Genomic DNA, 23,286 nt, shown 5'->3' on the forward strand with positions numbered 1-23,286 from the left:
GCTTGCGGGCAGGAAGCTGCACAAACGGATAGCTTTCAAGCAAAAATCTACGCTATAATGATCTACATTGGAAAAAAATAATGGAGTGTAAACGTGCACATGAAACAGGAAAACTCATCTGTTCAAGCAGTCGATCGTGCTCTGCAGCTCCTCCAACTCGTAGGCGAGAGCAAAGACCCCATTTCCATCGTAGATTTGGCCGAAATGTCCGGAATGAATCGGACAACGGTATGGCGACTGATCGGAACGCTTGAAAATCACGGCTATATTGAACGCGACCCGCTGACAAAAGGGTACTTGCTCGGCTACGCCGCCCATCGCCTTGCTGCCCAAGCCCCGCAGTACGGCTCGCTCATTCGCCGCGCCCGAAAAAGCATGGAGCAATTGCGCGAACAGACGCAGGAAACGGTGCTGCTCAGCGTTCCGAAGCACTATGGCACGCTGACCATCGACCAGATCGACCCGGCGAACAGCGTGCGGGTTGCTCACTATGTGAACGTCTTTTTGCCTTTGCACTGCACCTCCAATGGCAAGGTGCTTCTCAGTACCTTTTCAGCAGAAGAGCTCAATTACTACCTGGAGCAGCCCCTGGAACGAATCACTCCGAATACGATTACAGATCCTGAGCGATTGCGCCAAGAAATCGAGAAGGTCAAAAAGCTCGGTTACGCTATCGTCCTCGGCGAGCTGGATGTAAACGAAAACGGAATTTCCGCCCCTATTTTTGACAAGCGAAATGCGCTCGTTGCCTTCATCAGCGTCTGCGGGCCGAACTTCCGGTTTACCGAGGAAAAAGTATTGGCCTGTACAGAGCAGTTGTTCGCGGCAGCTCGCGACATCGCCGATCACCTGCAATGAGTGCAGCAAAAAGGGAGCCGCTCCCACGGGACAGACCCGAAGCCTGGTGCGTTAGTTATGATGCGCCAGGCTTTTTTATTTTGCGGCGATTGGGCTATTCTAAGAAAAATCAGCCCGCCGAAGGCCCGGCATGAACATTTTGAAAAATGATTGACAATTCTCGACACTCAATCATATAATCACTTTAGTTTCACATTGCGAATAAATAGTTCACATTATGAACAGTCCTTCTTTTTCAACTTGGATACACCTCGCCCAATCCCTACTTCGGCGAACCGCAAGCTTTTCAGTCTTTCAACAAGGGGGAGTTCATGTGAACAGCAGTCAAACGATCAAAATGGATGACGCTCCGCTGAGCAAATTCCACATCAAGATGGCAGCGCTTACTTTCGGCGCCCACTTCACTGACGGTTATGTGTTAGGTATTATTGGAATCGCTTTCACGCTCATCAAACCGCAAATGAATCTGGACCCGCTGTGGACGGGCCTGATCGGCAGCTCTGCCTTGATCGGTCTTTTTCTCGGCAGTCTGATTCTCGGGTATATTTCTGACTTTATCGGCAGGCAAAAAATCTTCGTCCTGAGCTTTATCCTGATTACCCTGGCCTCCTTCCTGCAATTTTTCGCTGAAACTCCCGCACAGCTCTTTCTCTTGCGCATCCTGATCGGAATTGGAATGGGTGGGGACTACAGTGTCGGCCACACCATGCTGGCCGAGTTTTCGCCCAAAAAGCATCGCGGTGTTTTGCTCGGCTCCTTCAGCGTCATCTGGACAGTCGGTTATGTCGCCTCTACCGTGATCGGCATGAACCTGCTCAGTCTGGGACCTGACGCCTGGCGCTGGATGCTGGCTTCCTCTGCCCTTCCTGCTGTCATTATTTTGCTCCTGCGAATCGGTACGCCCGAATCTCCGCGCTGGCTGATTAACAAAGGCCGAATCGATGAGGCGCGGCAAATCGTCAAAAAGTATCTCGGCCCCAACATTGTTTTAGATGACGAGACACCCGTTCCGAAAACGCAAGGCAGCTTCGCCCGCCTGTTCAGCAAAGGCATGCGCAAGCGTACAGCTTTTAACTGCCTGTTCTTCGTTTGCCTAGTTATCCCTTACTTCGCTATCTACACGTTTCTGCCCGCGATTTTGGAAACGATGGGCCTGAGCGAAAACTTCGGTACCGATTTGCTGCTGAACGCCTTGCTCGTCGTCGGTGCCATCCTGGGCATCTGGTTCACCATCAAGTTTTCCCGCCGCGGCTTTTTGATTAGTTCGTTTATCGTTTTGGCCGTGACGCTGTTCCTGTTGACTGTGCTGCCTGAGAGTATGACCTTCCTGATGATTCTCGTTTTTGCCGTCTTTACGTTAATCATGTCCGCCGTCAGCAACCTCGTCGGCGTCTTCCCGGCAGAGAGCTTCCCGACAGAAGTCCGCTCAAGCGGCGTAGGGCTGGCGACATCTTTCAGCCGCTTCGGCTCGGCCATCGGCACTTTCCTCTTGCCAATCGGCATCGACAGCTACGGGATTCACCCGACGATGCTCGCCCTGACAGCCGTTTTGGTGCTTGGCACACTGGTGTCCATCGCCTGGGCGCCTGAAACGAAAAACTTGTCGCTGAGCGAGGCGAGCGATATACAGAAATCTGCTTGATTCGGTCAGTAACGAAAAGAAAAGAGCCGCATCTTCTGCATTTCGCAGGTGATGCGGCTTGTTGTTGTTTGGGGTTGCTGTGCTGGGCAGAGGGTTTGGGGGTGGGGCGATTGTTTCTTGTGGGATGTCGATGGCTTCTTCTTCGGGTTCGCGCTACTTGGGATTTGGGTGAAATGGGGGTGCGAGTAATGAGGGGGCAGGTGGTGTGTTTTACATGCAGGCTTTTGTGCAGGTTATGGAGCATTCGGCTTTTGCTGCAATTTTGGGAAAAATTTTGTTGAGCTCTCCCATAAGTTGAGGCATGGGTGCATGAATCGGCTATTCTGACAAGTGGGGGAGAGGGTTTAGTGCTCTCGTTGCTCGGGTCCTTAATGTAACAAAGATAACAACAAGGGATGACATACAAAAAAACAAAGTTTCAGTCCCCTCGTACCTCGGGTCCTCAATGTAACCGACCTTGGTCGGCATGAACAACTCAGTAATGCCAAGGCTTTGCTTATAGTCAAAGCCCTCAACATTCCGCACTTTTTTCGAGGATTACCTTTCTGTCCAAAAACAGGCCCCATCCTCGAAAACACTTTCTCTCCACTTGAACCACTGTCAATAGATTGGACACATAAAATCGAGAGAATTACACCACGCATCGGTACATATGTTCGTATTGATTGGGCGTGAAGTACCCAATGGATGAATGGATGCGTTTTCCATTATAAAAGCAAGTGATATACTCAAATATCGCTCTTTTCGCTTGTTCTCTCGTTTTGAATTTTTCTAGATAAACGAGTTCTTTCTTCAGTACGCTGTGGAAAGACTCGATGCAGGCGTTATCGTAACAGTTTCCTTTGCGGCTCATGCTTCCGATCATCTGGTATTTCTCCAGACGCTTCTGGTACTCAGTCGAGGCATACTGGCTGCCGCGATCAGAGTGGTGTAAAAGCCCCGGAGCTGGTCGCTGGCGGTTGTAGGCTTGATCTAGCGCGGCGATCACGAGTTCTTTTGTCATCCGCTCCCCCATGTGAAAGCCTACGATCTTACGCGTATACAAGTCCATCACACTGGCTAAATACAACCAGCCTTCGTCTGTCGGGATATAAGTGATATCCGTCATCCAGGCCTTCCCCGGCGCGTTTGCGGTGAACGTTTGGTTTAGCACGTTTTCGGCCACAGGCAAATGGTGCTTCGAATTCGTTGTCACCTTGTATTTCATCACCGTACGGGATTTCAGCCCGAGCCTTTTCATCGTACGAGCGACGGTTTTCTCGGAAACCTGAACCCCTTCCTTTTTCAGTGCTTCCAAGACCTTCTTACTGCCGTACAAACGTCTCGAATCCAGGAAGACCCGCCGGATTTGTTGCTCCAGCTTTTCTCGACGCTTCGCCCGATCGTTCTTCTTACGCCGGGTCCAATCGTAATAACCGCTTCGAGAAACTTGAAACACCTCGCACATCTTCGCGACTCGGAGCTTGGAGCGGTGATCGTGGATGAAAGGGTAGATCAGCGCCGGTCTTTTGCGAAGTAGTGCATCGCCTTTTTTAAGATTTCGTTCTCCTCTTCCAGATCACGAATTCGCTTTTGAAGGTCGCATAGGGCTTTGTCTTCCGGCTTCAGTTGTCCACTGCCTGGAAAGGCTTGATTGACGTCTTGCTTGAATTCAGCGACCCACCGATAGATGGTATTTTCATGAAGCCCCATTTCCCGGGCTACCTGCGCCACCGATTTCCCTTCTTCTTGGATGAGTCGAACGGTTTGAAGTTTGAATTCCCTGTCGTACTTTTTCGTCATGTTGGACACCTCGATTATGAACGCTTTTATTGTCGCACTCTCGATTCTCCGTGTCCAATGTAAAGTCTAGCATCAACTTGCTTTCCGACTGTGTCCTATCATTAGTATTCACTTGCAGAAGTATAATCATGTCCTCTCACGACTATAATAAATCATTTGCCTCATTTTTATAATACCTCTCCCTCGTTTCCTGCCGAAATCACGACAAAATATCTTTTGTCCACCAAAAGACGCACCTCACTTCTCCCCCTCCCTTTCGGCAGACATCCCCATCGTCCTGCTTCCCGAGAGGTGGCTATTCGGGATGAAATTTTTGTCCTTGGAGTACCACATTTTCAAGAAAACGCACGGCAATGACTGAACGCGGCGTCTTTAAAGGGACATATGGGCAGACAGTCGGCGGAGATGCTGGGCACGTGATGTACGCGCTCGGTAGCGCTGTCTGGTTCGGCTCGCTGATCGCCTTTTTTGTGTCGTCCACGTTATGATCGAAGTGGAAGACGCACGCACAGTAAGAGGCAAAGAACAGTTATGAGAAAAACGGGAGGCACGCTGCAGGCCAGGTGTTACAATACATAAACTCATCCTCTGATGTTCTGAGATAACTTCCAATCCACGCATCCGCGTAGGATGCGACAGCGAATTTTCACCCCAAATATGCTTTCATTTTCATATTTGTAATCAAAATACGCTCAAATTCATTCATACGTTAAGATAATTTAGAGAAAGCAGACAAAAAACGGCATTTTAACCCGTTTTTCGGGTGCGAATCCCCCAGGGAATTCGTGTGCGCTTCACATTCGCACTAGAAAATCAATGGCCCCTCTAAATCAATTGATTCTTTCACACCCAAATGCTCTACCTTATTCTTGTAATGATTGCCTAATTGATAAATACGGAGGCTATCCTGATCCAGATCGATGATCGAGAGCAATTCCAGCTTCAATGAAGTAAGCTGTGTGGAATCGACAATGCATTCAAACACGGAATTTTGGACACGTTGACCGTAATTTTGGCATATTTTCGAGACGCGGCGAAGTCTTTTTTGCCCTGCACTGCTAACTGTGCTCACATCATACGTGATCAATACCAGCACACCATTCACCTACTTCCACAAAAAGGGAGGATACTCATCCAAATCATTACGTAAAAAACGGGCTAACAATAAAGCTTGTACGTGCGGAACTAGGCCCCAGGAAATTTTCTCCCCAAGAAATGGATGAGTAATTTTCTCCTGTTTTTTATTTTGCCATGCCGTTAGGAACTTCTTTCTCGCTTCATCTCCCATAATGACGGCACCATTCTCTTTTTGGAAAAAATCTTCCTTGCTCACAATCTTTTTGTTAATTAACGACAGCACAAATCTATCTGCAAAAACTCCTCGCAGCTCCTCCATCACATCTAGGGCCAGGGAAGCGCGCCCCGGCCGATCTCGATGCAAAAAACCAACATAGGCGTCTAATCCAACACCTTCCAGTGCCGCTGCCATATCAATCGCCAATAGAGAATATGCGAATGACAGCATCGCATTCACGTTATCCAGCGGCGGTCTTCGTGAGCGTGCACGAAAGTAAAAACTTTCCTTTTGTTGTAAAATCATGGAGTCAAATAGCCTATTGTAGCAAATAGCTGCCTGACCTTCTAGCCCCCTTAGCCTCTCCAGATTTTCGCAATCCCTCACGTCCAAAAGTAAAGAAGATAGCTGCTTGGATGCATCCTTAAATCGGTCTACATCGATCCGCAAAGGATAGTCTCTGGTCATTCTTTCAATCATCCATTTATGGTTGAAATCTTGCCTACTATAAAATTACGAGCAATTCTTGCGGAAAGAGCCTCATCCTCTGACACCACATACTGTTTTTTTCTCAGGACGACATTCCCCTTGCTTTCCCCAATCACTCTGGCAAGAAATCGCCCGTTCATGGTGAAGAATGTCAATGAAATGTTTCGCTCAGCGCAATATCCCATCAAAGCTGGACTGGCGCCGGTGTAGCCAAATGAGATGATCGATTCCAAATTGTGTAATGGCAGCCTCCCCAACTTCTCCTGATCCTTGAGGAGAACAATATTATCGCCATCAAGCGATAAATACACATCGGGCTGTGTAATAAACAACGTATTTAGCAGTTTCTTCATTCGTTGATTTTCCCTTCAACGTAACTTTTTACGGTTCGTTTGTTCATGAGCTCCGGCAAACAAATATTTTGAAGGGAACAACTTCGACAGAAGGACCCCGTCTTCACTCTAGGAGTATGTCTGCGATGATAGTAGTCTTGCATTTCAGCCACAATCAGCTTCACCTTATCTTTCAAATCAGCCGTTAGTGGGACCTCGACTCGATGCTTGATCTCATGGTAAAAAATATAGCCGAGGTCTATGTCGCACAACAGCATTTCCTCAAGACAAACCGCTTGGGCAGCTAATTGTACGACATCCTCTTCTCCGCTTTTCGGCTTTCCGCGTTTATATTCAATGGGATAGGCAGTGTATTTGCCGGAAGCCCCATTGATTTCAACGCCGTTATCGCTTTTCACAAACTCTACCACATCACAAACGCCTGTGATCTTGAGGCTTTCCGATTTTACAGGCATGGCTCGAACGATCAGTTTGTCTCCTCGCTTTTCTCTGGCAAACGGTTGATCTGCCTTCCGATGAAGGTGTACGCCCTCTATCGTTTTGACATTTTCCTCCCATTGCTGTTCAATGTGAATCAATGCCCACTGCCGTTTGCAAAACTTAAAATGCTGAATGCCGGACAAAAGTAAATAATGATCGTCTTCACTAAATTCCATCCAAAATCTCTACTTTCAACCCATCCAATGGTTGCACCGAGAACATGTAGTCGTCAAATTTCTTGGGTTCTTCTACAAGTCTTTCAATCAGCAACGAGCGATGTACCTTTGCAGAGGAATAGTGGCCCAACTTGGATGGATGCTCCCACCAATACACCCTGTGAACTTCCATACTTCCTTCCGGACGGGCAGAAGACGCATCGTTCTCAAACAAGGTCACTAACGCCCTCTTGATTTTCTCGGCGTCTTCGTTCGTAAATCCCGTTTTTTCGGCGAGCTGCGTATTGATACTACCGTAAAAGACATACACCCCTGAGTCGACTCGATGCTTCATTCCCATCGTATCTGAGCCGCGAGAGGCTCCAGGCTCCGAGTTCACGCTTTTGGTAATCTGGACGCTGGAGATGTCAATCGGATCTAAACTGGTCGCCGTATGAATGGAAACCGGCCCTCTTACGCCGACAGATACACCCGCTCCTTTTTCCGCTTTGAATGCAAATACTTGACCAAAGCTTCGAACATCGATCCATTCCTGGCAAGCAATTCTGGCAAACTCATCGCTTGATACGTTTTTGGACTTTAATACCTTCTCCAGCTCGGCATTCGCATCCGCACGCTCTCGAAGGCTTCCATATGAATCCGATTTGCGATCATTGGACTGTACAAATATGGATTCGCCCATATCTTGCAGACGATTTCGAATCTTCCGTTTCAATGCGACATCAGAAATTTCTCCATGGCCATCATAGTTTTGCCGTGGCCGATTGCCATTCAGCGGGTCCCCGTTCGGATTGGCTTTCGTCACAGATAAAACGACGGCAAAATCGATTTTATGATTGAGCGTTGTCATATGATTCTCTCCTTTTTAATGAGTTGCTTCCGTTTCCTCTGTATCGGTCGTGCTTTTTTTCGTATACAGGTCGTGCCTTTGACTGTAGAACCCTAGCAAAAATTTCCCAGACAATGGTTTGTTATTGAATTGTTCAATGGGAATCCGCGATCCGATTTCGTCAATCAGACGGTTGAAATAAAACGCTTGTCTGCCCAGCCTTGCCTGATAAGGCTGCAAGCACGCCTGAATCGTCCGCCAGGTTCGCTCGGGATGCCTTGCAAACTCATTCATGTAGCGAACCGCATTACTGGCACGGTCGTCAGCCCCCAACGCTCGTCGTTCCAAAACATCAGCCACGGCCAACAGACGACCAAACAAATAATCCCGGTCATTGATGCTTTCATCCAACGCCACTCTTAATCCCTCCTGTTCTTCCTGTTTGTTAACCAGGGCACACGCGATGCTCAACGTCTTCTCCCACTCCCATTTTTCCATGGAAACGGGATTGGCTGCGCGCCTGCAGGAACTCGTTATGATATCCAATGGAATGTTTCGACCATCCAGCACACAAGGCAACATTCGCTCCTTGACACCTTTGACCACTTCCTTGCTGGCCCGTGGTCCGTATGCAGCAAACGCAATATCCTTCCAGTCAGGTGCTCCAATAAACTGCACAAAGTCTCCGTTGTCATTTTTGCGGTATTTATGCAACCATGTGCAAGTCGAATGCCAGTTCACCAGCTTGTCCAAATACTGCTCTTTATCCATATTACGGTAATACAACACCGCCATGCGCCCCGTTGTTGCCGAATCGAGAACCAAAATATTTACATTTTCTTTTCTGTCGGGCAAACCTGCCAATTTGTTGCGATATCCTTCTAATGCTTTCGCTACCTCTACAGCCAATTCTTTATTGGTATATGCAATTTTGTCTTTGATAGAGTCCGAAGAAGTAGAATCAATCGAAAATAAATCCTCAGTAATATCGGGAATATCCAGTTCACGATTGCTCCAAATAAGAAACACTCTCTGATCGATAAATTTCCCTTGGCGATTGATTAGCCACTTCAGTGCATTATGCGCTTTCTGGGATACCTCGTAGCTGATGCTTGCCGCCTCATTGCTTTGCGTAAACCGCCCTCTGAATGTAAAGCCGCTGTTGTCATTCGCCGAGATCAGCTTGGCTTTGTCTGCTGCATTCCTGATTTTGTTGGCATGCTTGTCTGTTGCAGGCAGCTTCTTACCCGTTACATAGCAGAAATCTTCGCCACCTAGCTTGCTGCTGTAAAATTGAATGAAAGAATCGTATACCTGCTGATCGTTCCACACCTTCGTCAGTACCTTCGTGGGCGAGTAGACGTTAAATCTGACAAACGCGCTTGTCTGCTCACCAGCAACGACCGAAAAGATCGATGGCTTGGCTCCGTAGCGAGCTTCGGCATTTTTATCCCATTTGCTCAACAGTCGCTGATTTTCGTCTACATATAAAATCCCATGCGCAACTAAATCTTGAATCAACCGCCCCTTGCGCAGGTAGCGGTAGATGCTTTTCACCTTGTCGACAGCGTATGGAGAATTTGCCCACTCTTCCAATTGCTTGATATAGTGCGGAAAGGGCTCTTCCTTTTTGAATTCTCCACCATAGTCTTTGTAATCTCCCGCTACGTAGCTTAGTTTGTCATGCAATGGATAAGGGGCGATCTTTGTACCTGATCGACTGGCGGAATCTTCTGTACATGGGATGACTGTGCTTGCATCGTTTTTCTCAACTACTGTCGCAAAATGAAACTCTCCGTCTTCCGTTACATCCACTTCGATATGGGCATTTTGCGTAGTATGCGAAACAGGCAGTAGCATGTACTCCTGGTCGTTGGACTTTCTCTCAATCTTGCCGACAAACTCCAGATTTGCCTCGTATGTTTCGTACAAATTCAAAAGCCAGCTCATCGGTTATCCACCTCTTCCAGTTCGGCAAACAGATCGTCCACGGAGAGTAAGTTAGTAGAGTCGAAATGCTTTGGTTTCATGCTGGCAACCGGCCGGATTTGCGGACACTTCTCTGGTGGAAGAAAGCAGATAACTCCATTCTTCATTATAGGATTCCATAAGCGGACTTCCAGCTGATCCCGCCCTGTCTCGTCCGGGTAATTGATGCCATGCACCATCGTTCCCAGATGAATCTCCCCGTAGTTGTCATAGAATCCGTCTCCCTCGCCAAACACGCATGGCTCGACATATGCCTGACATTCCCGCGTGCCAAGGAAAATGTCTCTTCGCCCTCCAGCCTGAAGTGAGCGTTTCAAAATGTTGTGATGCTTATGCTCGTTGCGGTCATAGGCCAAATCCGGGCGATTCTTATTGAACTCGAAATGAGCTTGAACCTGGTAGCGCACATCTCTCAAATACGTGTAGTTTGCAAGCGTATTTCCTCCGCCGTATTCGATTGGACGAACACCCTTAGACTCCATGCGGATTGGGTTCATAATTCGCACTTTATCTACAATCATCACCAATGTTGGCTTCCAGTAAATGGACTCCACTATGCCCTTTAGAGCCTGGTAGGTGGGAACTTGGTAGGAAAGCTTTTCTCCGCCAAGTTTTGTTAATGGGTCGGTGAATAGTGCGTAAGACCCAAAAACTTCAAACTCGATTGCGTTTCGCATAGCATTACCTCCTCTCTTGTACTGACTTACTTAATAGTAAACTGTAAAGACAAAACCAGACAGATTTCTTAAGTGTCCTCTGATTGCAAACACGTGTACTTCGATACTTTCGATTGCATTAAACCCACTTGACGTATTTTCTTAGTTCCACCTTAAACTGTGTCAACGACTAATACTACCGATCTTTACGAACCCTACTCTGATTAACTTATTAGTAAGTAATCCACTCACTTGGAGTGTTTGGCAAATGAAAAATACCTAGGACGTGTCTGAAAACTAAAGAAAATGTGGTATGATTTAGGAAAAACGAATGGAGCAACGAGCATGATTCAAAGACGGTACGAAATAAACGATGAACAGTGGGAACAAATTCAGGACATGTTCCCCCCCTATCGAACAGGACGTCCGTCCAAATTAAGTAATCGTACCATGTTTAATGCCATTCTTTGGATTGCCCGAAGTGGTGCGGCTTGGCGAGATTTGCCGGAAGAACATTATGGTTCATGGAAAACGGTCTACAGTCGCTTCTGCAAGTGGAGAGATACCGGATTACTTGTCGCCATCTTCCAAGCTCTTCACGTAGAACCTGACTTTGAAAACTTGAGCATCGATTCTACATCGGTCAAAGCTCATCAACACAGTGCGGGTGCTAAAAAAACGCAGAAGGACACGAAGTAAATCAGCACATAGGCGTCAGCCGTGGCGGAAAGACAACCAAACTTCATACCGTCGTCGATGGATTAGGGAATCCCCTCGCTTTTCTTCTCACGGGGGGGCACGTCTATGATTCCGTTCCAGCGATCAATTTGCTTCAAGGGTTTGATCTTACGGGAAGCCATATTGTTGGTGACAAAGCCTACGGCTCAGAAGGCATTCGGCATTGGATTACGGCTAAGCAGGCAGCGTACACCATCCCGCCTAAAGCGAATAATAAAAATCCTTGGAAAGTGGATTGGTATCGCTATAAAGAACGGCACTTGGTGGAGTGCTTCTTCAATAAAATCAAACATTTTCGACGAATCGCTACTCGTTACGACAAGCTGGCCAAATCATTCCTAGCGTTTGTATATGTCGCGTCCATCTTTAAACTAACTCAATAATGAGTTTTCAGACACATCCTAATTTTACAATTATATTTTTATCAACACACATCGATAAGCAAATTTATGCAAAGATTTGACATGGGGTCTTTATGGTTATGAGCGGTTGTAATGACTAAAGCACCTATCATCCCCACCTCCCCATGTCAAACCCAGTTACTAATATGCATAAGTAATTGCTAGAACTTTAAGCACTTTACTATGCAATTTACACTTAGAGGATGGCTGACAAAGTGTACTCATTCTCGAATCACTGTTATTGCCGTCCGAAGATCAGCGCTGCTTACTTTAATCTCCATTTTTAGTCGCTGAACTTCCTTGCGTTGCGCAAGGAGTTCATTCTGTTCCTCCGCTCGGTTGTCTTTTTCTTTAAAAGAAACTGTGGTTCTACTCTGTTTGACCCAGCGTTCAAATACAGATGCACTCAGATCGTATTCTTCCAAAATATCTGCACGCGGTTTTCCATTCTCGTAGAGTTGAACCACCTGTTGCTTGAACTCGTCTGTAAATGACCGACGCTTACGTTTCCTCATGAACATCCTCTCCATTTCCTATCGATGTGATTGAAATATACTAACCATAGTTTTATGGTAATATTTCCCTCGAAACTTGTCAAACTTTATAATAAAGTATACGAACGTGTAATATACCATTTTTTTATGTTATAATTAACTGTCGCCAAAGGCGTGGATTGAAATGTATATTTTATGATACGAGAACCTATCTCTACATGCAGATAGGTTCTACTCCCATTCAAAACATACTCATTTCAAAAACTTGCTGTCATTCTCAACATCCAGACCATATTCCTCGCTGTACGCCGATTCCTTCAACGCCAGTATTTTTCCGTCCATCAAGCTTACGAGCCCATCGTTTTTACTCAGCTGCTCCCGTTCATTTGCAAACAGACTGATCGTATACTGCTGTGCCTTTCGCAGTAGCATCGACAGGTTCTCGATCGTTTCATCGCCATTTAGTTGCGCAATAATCTCTTTTCCTTCCTCTCCGTACGGAACAAGAACGGCTGTTGTCTGGTCATCGATCACCTGAAAGTAATCTGCTGCCATCCTGTAGCTGTTCACGATAAATAGCGGCAGACTCTCCCTTTTGGATTCTTTGTACGCAAGGTTATATGAGCTGTTGTTCCTGTTTGCCATTAACAGCTCTGTCATGTCCTTCTCTAGCCCGCGAATAAAATAGTTTAAAAGCGAACGCGAACCGAACTCCGTATAAAATTTTCTAAAATACTGCTCCATCGCGTGAACGGATAATAGATTGCCGCCGTGCTGATTGGGATCTTTTTGGAGGTCAATAAGAAATTGTTGCGCCAGTTTTTTACCTACCTTGATTTCCTGCAAACGATCCAAATTCTCCTCTGCATGATCTATGACATACACCTGCTGAATTTCCGTTTTCCCGTGGCGATTGCATCTGCCGGCCGCCTGTGCAATCGAATCCAGTCCGGCCAACGAACGTATCACACAATCAAAGCTGACATCCACACCTGCTTCTATTAGCTGCGTACTAATGCATATCACTTTTTCTTCACGCTGCAAATGTCCTCGCACTTGCTCAAGGATGTGATTTCGATGCGCCGCACACATCGACGTGCTCAGGTGATAGAGAGGAATATCGAGCGTCTCCACTCGCCGATACAATCTCTTAACAACCGTTTTTGTGTTTAAGACAACCAGAATACTTTGGACTTCTTCCGTTTTCTCGGTAATAAAATCAGCCAGCTTGTCCGTGTCAAATGTTTCACCTGTTGCTTTATCCACAATTTCCACCCGTTTGAAAGCTTCAATGACGTGATCCACGTTTTGAATCATTTCAGAGTCAGCACTGATTTCCAACCGGCGCTCTACAAAATCAAGGGCCGGCTGGGTAGCCGTGCAAAGAATAAGGCTGGAATGACCATGCGATTTCAAAAAGTTCAGCGCATGATTAAACAACGATACACATGAAACCGGAATTTTCTGTACCTCGTCAAAAATAATGACCGACTCGCATAAGTTGTGAAGCCTTCGTATATTTCTGCTTCCCCTGGCGTAGAACACATTCAGAAACTGAACCATCGTTGTAAAAATAATGGGTGAATCCCAGTTATCCTTGGCCAGCTTCAATTTTTGCCGTGCATTAATCATGCCATCCTGGGCCTCATCGTCATCGCTCATGTCGTCTATGACGTTGGAATGGTGCTCCAGAATATGTTCGTCGTCCATAAGGATTTTACGGACTTCCTCTGCATTCTGTTCGATAATTGTTGTAAACGGTACTACATAAATAATGTGCTTTTTGTTCTCCCGAATGGCATGCTTGAGCGCATACCGCAAACTCGCCAAAGTCTTTCCCCCACCAGTCGGAATGGACAACGTATAGATACCAGACGGCTTCTCCGCAAACTTGTCACACTGGTCTGACAATTCCTTTCTCAGTTCGTTGATCCGTGTTTTTGCCTCTTCCTTCTCTTGGTAAAATTGAAGCTTTTTCATCAGCCGCTCATAGTATGTATGAAACAGGTCTTGGCGACATGGAGTGGATTCCTCGTACTTGTTTTCCTCAAACAACCTGGTGTTCGTACGATCTGCATCAATTAATGCACTAAACACAAACTTGGTCAGAAACATCAATTTGCTTTCGCTATTCTCTACAGAAGGCTTGCCAAGATAAGCTTCCAGTTCATCGATTGCACGTAACACATATTGATGAAATGCTTGCTCGCTGATTACTTCGTCAAAAAAACGCTGGATCGACTTGTCGTATTCCTTCAACGGTTTATCCCGGACACGATGCAAGTAGGGAGAATCCAAATCCTTATTTAAAAAGTCATGGAGGTAGGAGTGGTGCGAAATGATCGCATTCCCGACAACCTCAGCTAAAATCCAGCTTCCCCTGGAAGGATTCCCGGTATGAAATTTCTGGTATAATAGTCTGCCCCCCGCAGTCGAATGATCGACACTCCCTCTTTTCGGCGGTTCTCCTGGATTTTCCACAGCTTTTATGATGTAGTCTTTAAACTCCTCGGTGTACTTTCCCATGTCATGAAGCATACCCGCCAGACCTGCGATATGCTCGACGCCTATCTTCTCGCCGATCGATTCCGCCAATGCTTTTACTCCCAGCAAATGCTCCGCGACACTTTGTATCTGTTTGTCGCTTTCACGAATATGCGCGATGAATTTCATGATTACCTCCTCCTCTTCATCATTCAGCGATTATCCATACCGAAACGCATCCTGTACCTAGTTTTTTGTAGAACGATGTCAAAATTAATCATATAACACTTTTGGTAAATAGTGTATAACGCTTGATCTATGCATTTCAGGACCAAGGCCGCTTATCTGTCTAGTCGACAAGATGTATTTTTATAGCAAAACTTCATTCAAAAGATAGCTGCAGCCATTTGAGGCCGGCAAAGAAAAGGCAGACCGCGACGACAGCGCTCTATAGGTGTAGTACACACGTCTTTCGTGTAGCCAGAGTAACCTACGAAGTTACGTACAGGGGCTGTCCTCGTTCATGATAACTTATACTGGATAAGAATCTTATCAATACTTATTAATACAAAAAAGACGCCGCCCTAAAAAATAAGGACAACGCCTTGAGCAAAGCTTCTTCTATTTCACACCCCCGCCAGCATGCCCAGCGTCCGTTTCACCGACTGGGCCGAGCGATCCAAAGCCGCTTTTTCTGTGGCAGAAAGCGGCAACTCGATCACGCATTCGACGCCATTGCCGCCGAGAATGGTCGGCACACCCAAATACATGTCCCGATAGCCGTATTCACCTTCCAGGTAGGCGATGGATGGCAGGATGCGCTTTTTGTCCTTGAGGATCGCTTCTGCCATTTGCACGACGGAAGCCGCAGGGGCGTAGTAGGCGCTTCCGGTTCCGAGCAGCTCGACGATTTCGCCTCCGCCTTTTCGCGTGCGCTCGACGATGGCCTCCAGCCGGTCGGCAGGGATGATTTTGTCCAGCGGAATGCCGCCTGCCGAGGAATACTGGATCAGCGGAACCATCTCATCCCCGTGTCCCCCGAGGACAAATGCGGAAATGTCTTCAACCGATACGTTCAGCTCCTGGGCCACAAACGTCTGGAAGCGCGCCGTATCCAAAACTCCCGACTGGCCGAGCACGCGATTTTTCGGAAAACCGGTCGTCTGATAGCAGACGTACGTCATGGCATCCACCGGGTTGCTCAACACAATGACGTAACTATCCGCTGCATAACGGGCAATTTTTTCGGATACGTCGCGGATGATCCCCGCGTTTGTCGCGACCAAATCGTCTCTTGTCATGCCGGGCTTTCTGGCAATTCCGGCTGTGATGATGACCAGATCGCAGCCGCGTATCTCTTCATAATCAGAGGTGCCTGTTATACGGACATTGAGCGCCTGCACCGGACTTGCTTGCAGCATATCAAGCGCTTTTCCTTTTGTCGCCTTTTCCATGGAGGGGATATCCACCAATACGATATCGCCAAGCTCCTTTTGCGCCAGCATCAGAGCAGTCGTCGCGCCGGTAAAGCCTGCCCCGATGACCGCTATTTTTCTGCGTGTAAAAGCCATGCCGTTTCCTCCCGCTTACCGCTCTGGCCGGAAATGGTTTATGCCCCCGACTCCGGCGGCGGCTCTTCCTACTCCTTTACCGCTTGCTGGTTGCCCGTTGCCTTTTTTCCTGCGGCTTTCTCCCTGGCTTCCCCTTTGGCCGGATTGCCCGACGGTTTCGCGCTTGTCTTGCTTTCTTCCGTTTGCAAAAGTTTTTTTATTCCGTCATCCGGGTGCGGAATCACATGGGACGCGATCAGTTCCCCTACTCGCGCTGCCGCCTCCCGCCCGGATTCGACGGCTGCCTGCACAGCACCGACATCGCCTTCCACATAGATCGTGACCAGCGCCGCATCTGCTTTCTCCTGTTTCACCAAACGGACATCTGCGGCTTTCAGCATGGCATCCGCCGCTTCGACCGAACCGATCAGTCCCCGTGTCTCAATCATTCCCAATGCCTTGGCCAAGCTTTTCACCTCATTTTTCGTCAGTTCCATCGATCACACAGATGCTCTTTCCCTTCTCGCGTGCGGCATCACGGGCCAACGGCGTGACAATCGTCGTTTTGCGAATCCAGATTTTCTCTTCCTTGATCTGCTCGATATCTCTTTGCGTCAACAGTTTTCCCCGAAAAGTGATCCGCTCGCGGGAGGCGCTCGCGGCGAGAGCAGCCAATGGAGCGATTCGCACCCCAAAGCCCTCCAGCGTCTTTTTATAGCTGCCAAGGTGATGGGCATACGCTGGATTCGCGGCCTTGTCCGCGGAAACATCCAGCATCCATTCCAACTCAGCGGAAGGGATGAGCGTGATGCGCAAGCCTCGTAAAAGGAGTGTCGACAACATTTGGCTCTCCGGCGTATCGGCAATGCCCAATGCGCCTTTGACAAGCAAATCTTGTGTTGCATCCAGGAAGACCGCATCGCGCACATTTTCCGGAATCGGGGTCGGCGTCAACGGCAGTTTGATGAGATTCCAGTGCTTTTCCAGTTGGTCCAGCCTGCCGTCAGCGGAAGCATTCAGCACGAGAAGGTCTGGTCTATTGGCAGACTCCGGCTCCCATTTGCGCAAAATCTCTCTGACTATCGCTTCGATTGTGGCATAGTCCATCATGCTAGACCCGCGTACTTTATCAATTTTCCCGTTGCTCCGGTTGCGATGAAACCGGCGTTTGCCTCATCGGTATCCAGATGCATCTCCAGCCGATAGTCAGGCGAAACGCGGATCAGCACATTTTCAAAAGAAAGCGCGCGTCCACTCTCCACTGTTATGCGCACGTATTCCCCGTCACTCACATGAAAAGCAGCCGCATCCGCCGGGCTCATATGCACGTGTGCTTGTGCGATAATCAGTCCCTCCTGCAAATAAATACTTCCTTTTGGGCCGATGATCGTAACCGGAGAAGACCCTTTAATATCGCCTGACTTCCGCAGGGGAGGCTGCAAGCCCAATTTGATGGAATCGGTTTTGCTGACTTCCACCTGCGTCAAGTTTCTTGCCGGACCAAGCACCCGCACGTTTTCGATGCCTCCCCTTGGCCCGGCAATCATGACGGTTTCCTGAGCGGCAAATTGCCCTGGCTGGGAGAGCGCTTTTTTCGGGGTTAATTCATACCCGCTTCCAAACAGCGCTTCCAGATCGCGTCTGCTCAAATGACAATGCCGCGCAGAAACGGCAAGCGGAATCCCTTTTTCCGCTGGCGGCTGTTTCGAAAACTGGCTGACCACTTCTTCCACGATGGATTGGATCACGTTTTCATTCATTTTGTCATCCCTCACTTGAAAAACCGCGGATTAAAGCTGCGGTTTTATTTGCGGCAAAATGCTTTCGATTTCCGCATGCGGGCGCGGGATGACGTGTACGGAAAGCAGCTCCCCTACGCGCTGGGCGGCGGCTGCTCCGGCATCTGTCGCCGCCTTGACCGCTCCCACGTCACCGCGAACCAACACCGTGACAATGCCGCCTCCGACGTGAACTTTGCCCACCAGATGCACATTTGCCGCCTTGACCATCGCATCCGCCGCCTCGACCGAAGCGACCAGTCCCCTAGTTTCAATCATTCCTAAAGCAGTCAACTCCATTGCCATCTGCTATTCCTCCCTGCCATTTTTGCATGTCCTGACGCCGCACTTGCCATCAGGACATCCGCCAATTTTTCACTTGTGTCTCCGCCAGCTTCCTTGTGCCGCTATCCGGACGGGGAACGACAGCACACGCGATCAACGCTCCCGTTTGTTTCGCCACCTGTGCGCCAGATTCGACTGCGATGCGGACGGCGCTGCTGTCTCCTTCGATGAAAACCGTCACCAGCGCCATATCGACTGTTTCCTGATTGACCAGCCGAACATCCGCCGCCTTCAGCATGGCATCCACGACTGCAACCGAGGTCGCCAGCCCCCGCGTTTCAATCATCCCCAATGATTTGGTCACTTGCATTACCCACTTCCTGTATCGACCGAATCAATAATGCCGATAATCAACGCATCAATCGGCAGTCGCTTCCCTTCCAGGATAGAAGCGGCAGAACTTCCCGTCGTCACCATGACGTGATCGCCGATCCCTGCCCCGATTCGATCAACGGCAACAAAAGCTGGTTGACCTGGCCGATCCGTCTCTGTTAATCCTGGTTGCACGATCAGAAGCTTCAATCCTGTCAACCCGTCTTCTTTACGCGTCGCCCAAACGCTTCCAATCACTTTGCCAACCAGCATTCACATGCCCTCCCGGATGTTTTTGCGAGCGCGCGATTTCCTATGGCAAAATGATTTCCAGTTCATTGTGGGGGCGCGGAATGACATGGGCGGAAAGCAGCTCGCCTACGCGTTGGGCGGCTGCGCTGCCTGCTTCTGTCGCCGCCTTGACAGCACCGACGTCGCCCGTGACCAAAACCGTGACAATGCCGCCACCGACATGGACTTTTCCTACCAGAGTAACGCTCGCTGCCTTTACCATCGCATCTGCCGCTTCCAGGGAAGCTACCAATCCTCTCGTTTCGATCATTCCGAGCGCGCCATTAATCGCTCCAGCCATGTGCTACTCCCCCTGTTCATTGTTTGGTCAAGATTTGGCCGACCATGTTTTCTACGATTTTGGAAACGTCAGCAGGATTCCAGGAATGAGCCGTCTTTTCGACTTCCTTGAGCACCTGGCGCACCAGCTTTTCCACATCGTTACTGTCAGCTTGCTCCGTGCGTCCCCTATGCGCTTGCTGTGGCACGGGGATGGCAACCTCTTTGATTCCGTACGCAATTCGTTTGATGTTGTACAAATGATGAGCCGTAATGTTGTCGGAGGAAATATTTCCGCCGTACGATCCGCACCCCAATGTCAGCGACGGGCGCAAACCAGTCGTCGCCCCTGCCGCCCCGATGGAAGCGAGCGTGTTCACCAAAATACGGGACACGGGCATATCCAGCCCAAACCGGTAACTGGCCTCTTCATCGCTTGTGTGGATCGAACAACTGTGGCCCCGCCCGCCCAGATTCAACAGTTGGATGCAAATCTGCTTCGCTTCTTCCTCGCTGTTTGCCGTATAGAGAGGCAAGATCGGGGCGAGCTTCTCAATCGAAAAGGGAACATCCTTTCCGACCCGATCTTCCTCTGCGACCAGCAGCCGGGTTCCCGCCGGCACCTGAATACCGGCCATTTCCGCAATCGCGTCCGCGGAGCGCCCTACAATCGCCGGGTTCAGCTTCCCCTTTGTCGGCGAAATGACGCTCTCCACCCTCGCTTTTTCTGCCGGGTTCAACATATACCCGCCGTTGTGCAAAAGCTCCCGGATCGTCATTTCCTTGATGTTCCGATGAACGACCATCGCTTGTTCCGACGAGCAGAGCGTGCCGTTATCGAATGTTTTGGAATCGACAATCAGCTTGACTGCCTGCTTCACATTCGCCGTCTTCTCCAGGTAGACGGGGCCGTTTCCCGGTCCTACCCCGTATGCCGGCTTACCGGAGCTATAGGCGGCTTTGACCAACGCCCCTCCCCCTGTTGCCAAAATCAGACTGACATCCCGATGCTTCATCAGTTGGAGCGTCGTTTCAATCGATGGCTGGGGAATCCAGCCGATCAGCCCTTCCGGGGCGCCGGCCTCGACAGCCGCGTCATGACAAATTTTCAACGCGGCAATCGTACACGTTACCGCTGAAGGATGGGGACTCGCCACGATTGCGTTTTGCGCTTTTAAGGCAATCAACGTTTTAAAAATCGCGGTCGAGGTAGGATTGGTCGTCGGGCAAATCGCGGCAATGACGCCAAACGGATAGGCGATTTCCACGATTTTGTCTTTGCTGTTTTTGCGGATGATTCCCACCGTCTTCTCATCCTTGATCGATTCGTACACGCCCATGGAGCCTAACTCGTTTTTGAGCTTTTTATGCTCGACAACGCCTATTCCCGTTTCTTCCACCGCGAGCCGGGCCAAAGACGCGGCTTCTTTGTAGGCGGCCTCCGCAATGCTTTTCACAATGCGATCAACCTGTTCCTGGGAAAACGCGCGAAACCTGGCGTGCGCTTCCTTTGCCCGGCTCACCGCTTCCCGCATCTCTTGTATCGACGCCAAATCACGATCAAATGCGCGAATAGGAAACCCTCCCTTCTTTCCACCTGCGAATCCGTCTACTGATTGTATCTGTAAAAAGTGACCTGTCCTCCCGCTTTTGTCCCTTGCATGGATGCTGTAATCTCGTTCCAGCGTTTGAGCTCTTCCCGCGAAAGCGGACGAGGCGCAGCGTCGGCAGCAGGGTTTGCCGCTTTTGTTCCCTGTATGGAAGCCGAGATGTCCTGCCAGCGTCTGAGCTCTTCCGGCGTAAGTGGCTGCGCAGTCGGGCGCTCTTCCAGCTTGGCAAGAACGAGCCTGGTGATCTTTTCTACCAAAACCGAATCCATCTCCTCACCTCCTCGTCCTCATCATGTCCAGCAATTCGCTATAGCTGGTAACAATCAAATCCGCCTCTGCCAAATGAGCGGTTTCGTTTCTGCTGTTCGCAGCAATTCCGATCGTCGCCTTTAAGCCTGCGCTCTTGCCCAGTTGCATGTCGGCATTCGTATCGCCTACGATTACCGTCTGGCCAAGCGCGATGCCATGACGATCTCTCGCCAGATACGCCATGTCCGGATACGGCTTTCCGTTCTGAACCTGATCGCTGCCGATCACAAAATCGAAGTATTCTGCCAGGCCCACTCGTTCTAGCTGCACCCGTGCTTTTTCCGTATCATCCGCCGTCACGACGCCAAGCACCCGCTCTGCTTTCTTCAACTCTGTCAAAAGCTCGCGTACGCCGTGGACGGGTCGGATCGCCGCCGAGCTGTTCTGCTTTTCGTCCGCATACTGGATGCTGTCCCGGGCGAAAAGCACGGCCGAATCCCAAGCCACTCCCTTTTCATACAGGAAGAACGCGATCACCGCCTGCATTTCCCCCAGGCTCGCAATCGCTAACGGACTTTTCGGGTCGACCTCATCCTCTCCCCAAATCCCTACGGCATCTCCAAATTCCGCCAGACTGAACGGGCAATTGGGCATGACCTCGGCGAGATGTCGGTGAATATCGTAAGCCCAAGGAATCCAAATCGACGGCAGGTCGATCAAGGTTCCGTCTTTATCGAACAAAAACGTCTGGATATCTTCCCCGAAAACGGGCATCGGTGCTCCCCTCCCTTCCTTGATTGAAACGAGTTCGATCTCTTTATTCATTTTTGCAGCTCCACATTCGCCGGATGTTGTCTGCTCTCCTGACTGAACTGTTCTTCCGGCGCGTTGACGTTAATATGATTTTTCGCCCAGGCAAAATAGTAAATGATCGCTACGCCAAACACCGAGATACTGACCCAGAAGAACGTCAAATTCGCAAAGAAGCTGGCAAACAAGGCAATGACAGCCAATACAAGCGAGACGATCGGAATGAATGGATACAACGGGGTTTTGTACGGACGGACGAGATCCGGCTCTTTTTTGCGCAGGATGATGACAGACAAGTTCATGGAAATGTAAGACACAAGCGCTCCGAAGGTAGAAATCAGAATCAGATCATTCGGGTTGAACAAGACGACCAGCAGCAAACCGATGATCCCTGGCAAAATGATCGCTGCATACGGAGTCCTGCGTGTAGGATGCAGGTGGGAGAGAAAAGCCGGAAGATATCCTGCTCTGGATAAGGCGAAAATTTGACGGGAATAAGCGAGAATGACACCGGAAAAGCTTGCGATCAATCCAACCAAACCAATCGAGGCTAAAATTTGCGCTAACCAATACGTATTGCCAAAGGTCGCGGCAACAGCAGTCGGCAACGGATCACTCGCGGTGCTCAACTGGTCGATTCCGCTCAAGCCGATCGCAACCGTAGTCGTCAAAACCGACAAAATCAGCAAAGTCACGATTCCTGACAAAATTCCTTTTGGCATATCTCTTTTGGCATCGCGGCATTCTTCAGACAGCATCGGCAACATTTCGATGGCGAGAAACAGCCACATCGCATACGGCAAAGCCGCCCAGACTCCCTCGATCCCGCCCGGAATCAGCGGCGTTCCTTCGGCGCCGAACAAGTTTTCCATAGAAATCTGCGGCAGGCCGACAAAATACATCAGGACAATCAAGCCCAGCGCAATAAAGACGAGGATCGTTTCCAGACTCGCATATTCCTTTACTCCGATAATGTGGACGATCATAAAAAATAAGTACATGAAGGCGGCTGCCAAAATCGGATTGATCGTCGGAAACAGGAAGTTGATATAAGCCCCAATCCCGATCGCCACTACGGGCGCGGCAATAAAATACTCCAAAATCACGCCGATGCCTGTCAAAAAGCCGGCGAATGGCCCCATGGCCCGCCTGGCAAACGAGTAAGGTCCGCCTGCATACGGCAAAGCCGTGGACAGCTCGGAGATGCCAAAGCACATGAACAAATACATCACAGCCATCACGCCAATCGCGATCAGCATTCCGATGTACCCCGAAGCCGCCAAACCGAAATTCCAGCCGAAATAGTTTCCGGAAATGACGATGCCGACCCCGATTACCCACAGATGAAAAGCGGACAACGTCTTTTTCAGTTCCAATTGATTGCTCATACCGTCATC

General features: G+C 49.2%; 22 protein-coding genes and 2 pseudogenes. 3 read left to right on the forward strand and 21 right to left on the reverse strand.

What is annotated here, in order from left to right:
- The first annotated feature begins 99 nt into the window (after nt 1-99).
- Complete coding sequence (locus M655_RS23985) at nt 100-858, forward strand: IclR family transcriptional regulator (RefSeq protein WP_152344150.1); 759 nt, start codon at nt 100-102, stop codon at nt 856-858.
- 313 nt (nt 859-1,171) lie between these two features.
- Entirely contained in the window at nt 1,172-2,500 is a 1,329-nt protein-coding gene (locus tag M655_RS23990; RefSeq protein ID WP_007787208.1) for an MFS transporter, read from the forward strand.
- A gap of 631 nt (nt 2,501-3,131) precedes the next feature.
- Here M655_RS23990 and M655_RS23995 read toward each other — a convergent pair.
- The 7 genes and pseudogenes from M655_RS23995 to cas5c form a co-directional block, all read right to left on the reverse strand.
- A protein-coding gene (locus M655_RS23995; protein WP_286085905.1) for an IS3 family transposase occupies nt 3,132-4,282 on the reverse strand; the annotation gives its coding sequence in 2 pieces (ribosomal slippage) (nt 3,132-4,027 and nt 4,027-4,282; 1,152 coding nt in all).
- A gap of 805 nt (nt 4,283-5,087) precedes the next feature.
- Complete coding sequence (gene cas2 / locus M655_RS24000) at nt 5,088-5,378, reverse strand: CRISPR-associated endonuclease Cas2 (protein WP_005835709.1); 291 nt, start codon at nt 5,376-5,378, stop codon at nt 5,088-5,090.
- A gap of 9 nt (nt 5,379-5,387) precedes the next feature.
- A pseudogene (gene cas1c / locus M655_RS24005) lies at nt 5,388-6,418 on the reverse strand (type I-C CRISPR-associated endonuclease Cas1c).
- Nucleotides 6,415-7,074, reverse strand: a complete 660-nt coding sequence (cas4, locus tag M655_RS24010; protein WP_026558512.1) for a CRISPR-associated protein Cas4 — start codon at nt 7,072-7,074, stop codon at nt 6,415-6,417. The pseudogene cas1c and the gene cas4 overlap by 4 nt, the downstream one beginning before the upstream one ends.
- The gene (cas7c, locus tag M655_RS24015) at nt 7,064-7,924 is read right to left on the reverse strand and encodes a type I-C CRISPR-associated protein Cas7/Csd2 (RefSeq protein ID WP_026558513.1); all 861 of its coding nucleotides are present in this window, start codon (nt 7,922-7,924) and stop codon (nt 7,064-7,066) included. Before cas7c ends, cas4 begins: the two co-directional genes overlap by 11 nt.
- Nucleotides 7,925-7,939: 15 nt before the next feature.
- Complete coding sequence (gene cas8c / locus M655_RS24020; protein ID WP_026558514.1) at nt 7,940-9,853, reverse strand: type I-C CRISPR-associated protein Cas8c/Csd1; 1,914 nt, start codon at nt 9,851-9,853, stop codon at nt 7,940-7,942.
- Nucleotides 9,850-10,569: a type I-C CRISPR-associated protein Cas5c gene (gene cas5c / locus M655_RS24025; RefSeq protein WP_026558515.1), complete on the reverse strand. Its 720-nt coding sequence runs from the start codon at nt 10,567-10,569 to the stop codon at nt 9,850-9,852. The genes cas8c and cas5c overlap by 4 nt, the downstream gene beginning before the upstream one ends.
- Nucleotides 10,570-10,893: 324 nt before the next feature.
- On the opposite strand from cas5c, the gene M655_RS24030 reads away from it, so the two are divergent.
- A protein-coding gene (locus tag M655_RS24030; RefSeq protein ID WP_286085906.1) for an IS5 family transposase occupies nt 10,894-11,669 on the forward strand; the annotation gives its coding sequence in 2 pieces (ribosomal slippage) (nt 10,894-11,221 and nt 11,221-11,669; 777 coding nt in all).
- A 248-nt stretch (nt 11,670-11,917) separates the two neighbouring features.
- Here the strand turns inward: M655_RS24030 and M655_RS24035 are convergent.
- From M655_RS24035 to eat, 14 genes and pseudogenes are all read right to left on the reverse strand, one after another.
- Nucleotides 11,918-12,202 (reverse strand): annotated as a pseudogene (locus tag M655_RS24035) (transposase); the annotation flags it as partial.
- Nucleotides 12,203-12,433: 231 nt separating this feature from the next.
- Nucleotides 12,434-14,854, reverse strand: a complete 2,421-nt coding sequence (locus M655_RS24040; protein ID WP_026558516.1) for a CRISPR-associated helicase/endonuclease Cas3 — start codon at nt 14,852-14,854, stop codon at nt 12,434-12,436.
- 437 nt (nt 14,855-15,291) lie between these two features.
- Nucleotides 15,292-16,236, reverse strand: a complete 945-nt coding sequence (gene mdh / locus M655_RS24045; RefSeq protein WP_026558517.1) for a malate dehydrogenase — start codon at nt 16,234-16,236, stop codon at nt 15,292-15,294.
- A gap of 68 nt (nt 16,237-16,304) precedes the next feature.
- Entirely contained in the window at nt 16,305-16,682 is a 378-nt protein-coding gene (locus M655_RS24050; RefSeq protein ID WP_286085907.1) for a BMC domain-containing protein, read from the reverse strand.
- 10 nt (nt 16,683-16,692) lie between these two features.
- Entirely contained in the window at nt 16,693-17,325 is a 633-nt protein-coding gene (locus M655_RS24055) for a hypothetical protein (protein ID WP_007786268.1), read from the reverse strand.
- Complete coding sequence (locus M655_RS24060) at nt 17,322-17,975, reverse strand: phosphate propanoyltransferase (RefSeq protein WP_026558519.1); 654 nt, start codon at nt 17,973-17,975, stop codon at nt 17,322-17,324. The genes M655_RS24055 and M655_RS24060 overlap by 4 nt, the downstream gene beginning before the upstream one ends.
- A 30-nt stretch (nt 17,976-18,005) precedes the next feature.
- Nucleotides 18,006-18,299 (reverse strand): ethanolamine utilization microcompartment protein EutM, encoded by a 294-nt coding sequence (eutM, locus tag M655_RS24065; protein WP_007786265.1) that lies wholly within the window; start codon nt 18,297-18,299, stop codon nt 18,006-18,008.
- Nucleotides 18,300-18,348: 49 nt separating this feature from the next.
- Nucleotides 18,349-18,648 (reverse strand): BMC domain-containing protein, encoded by a 300-nt coding sequence (locus M655_RS24070; protein WP_051353994.1) that lies wholly within the window; start codon nt 18,646-18,648, stop codon nt 18,349-18,351.
- A complete protein-coding gene (locus M655_RS24075) occupies nt 18,648-18,923 on the reverse strand; it encodes a EutN/CcmL family microcompartment protein (protein WP_007786263.1) in 276 nt (91 codons plus the stop codon). Before M655_RS24075 ends, M655_RS24070 begins: the two co-directional genes overlap by 1 nt.
- 40 nt (nt 18,924-18,963) lie before the next feature.
- A complete protein-coding gene (locus M655_RS24080) occupies nt 18,964-19,242 on the reverse strand; it encodes a BMC domain-containing protein (protein WP_005829009.1) in 279 nt (92 codons plus the stop codon).
- A gap of 16 nt (nt 19,243-19,258) precedes the next feature.
- A complete protein-coding gene (locus M655_RS24085; RefSeq protein ID WP_081414812.1) occupies nt 19,259-20,755 on the reverse strand; it encodes an aldehyde dehydrogenase family protein in 1,497 nt (498 codons plus the stop codon).
- 74 nt (nt 20,756-20,829) lie between these two features.
- Nucleotides 20,830-21,099: a hypothetical protein gene (locus M655_RS24090; RefSeq protein ID WP_005829010.1), complete on the reverse strand. Its 270-nt coding sequence runs from the start codon at nt 21,097-21,099 to the stop codon at nt 20,830-20,832.
- Nucleotides 21,100-21,103: 4 nt separating this feature from the next.
- Nucleotides 21,104-21,904 (reverse strand): HAD family hydrolase, encoded by an 801-nt coding sequence (locus M655_RS24095; RefSeq protein ID WP_286085908.1) that lies wholly within the window; start codon nt 21,902-21,904, stop codon nt 21,104-21,106.
- Nucleotides 21,901-23,277 carry an ethanolamine permease gene (gene eat / locus M655_RS24100; RefSeq protein WP_005829014.1) on the reverse strand — a complete coding sequence of 459 codons (1,377 nt, stop codon included), beginning with the start codon at nt 23,275-23,277 and terminating at the stop codon, nt 21,901-21,903. The genes M655_RS24095 and eat overlap by 4 nt, the downstream gene beginning before the upstream one ends.
- Nucleotides 23,278-23,286 lie beyond the last annotated feature (9 nt).

This window comes from Brevibacillus sp. NSP2.1 (assembly GCF_000470975.2).
GTDB lineage: Bacteria > Bacillota > Bacilli > Brevibacillales > Brevibacillaceae > Brevibacillus > Brevibacillus agri.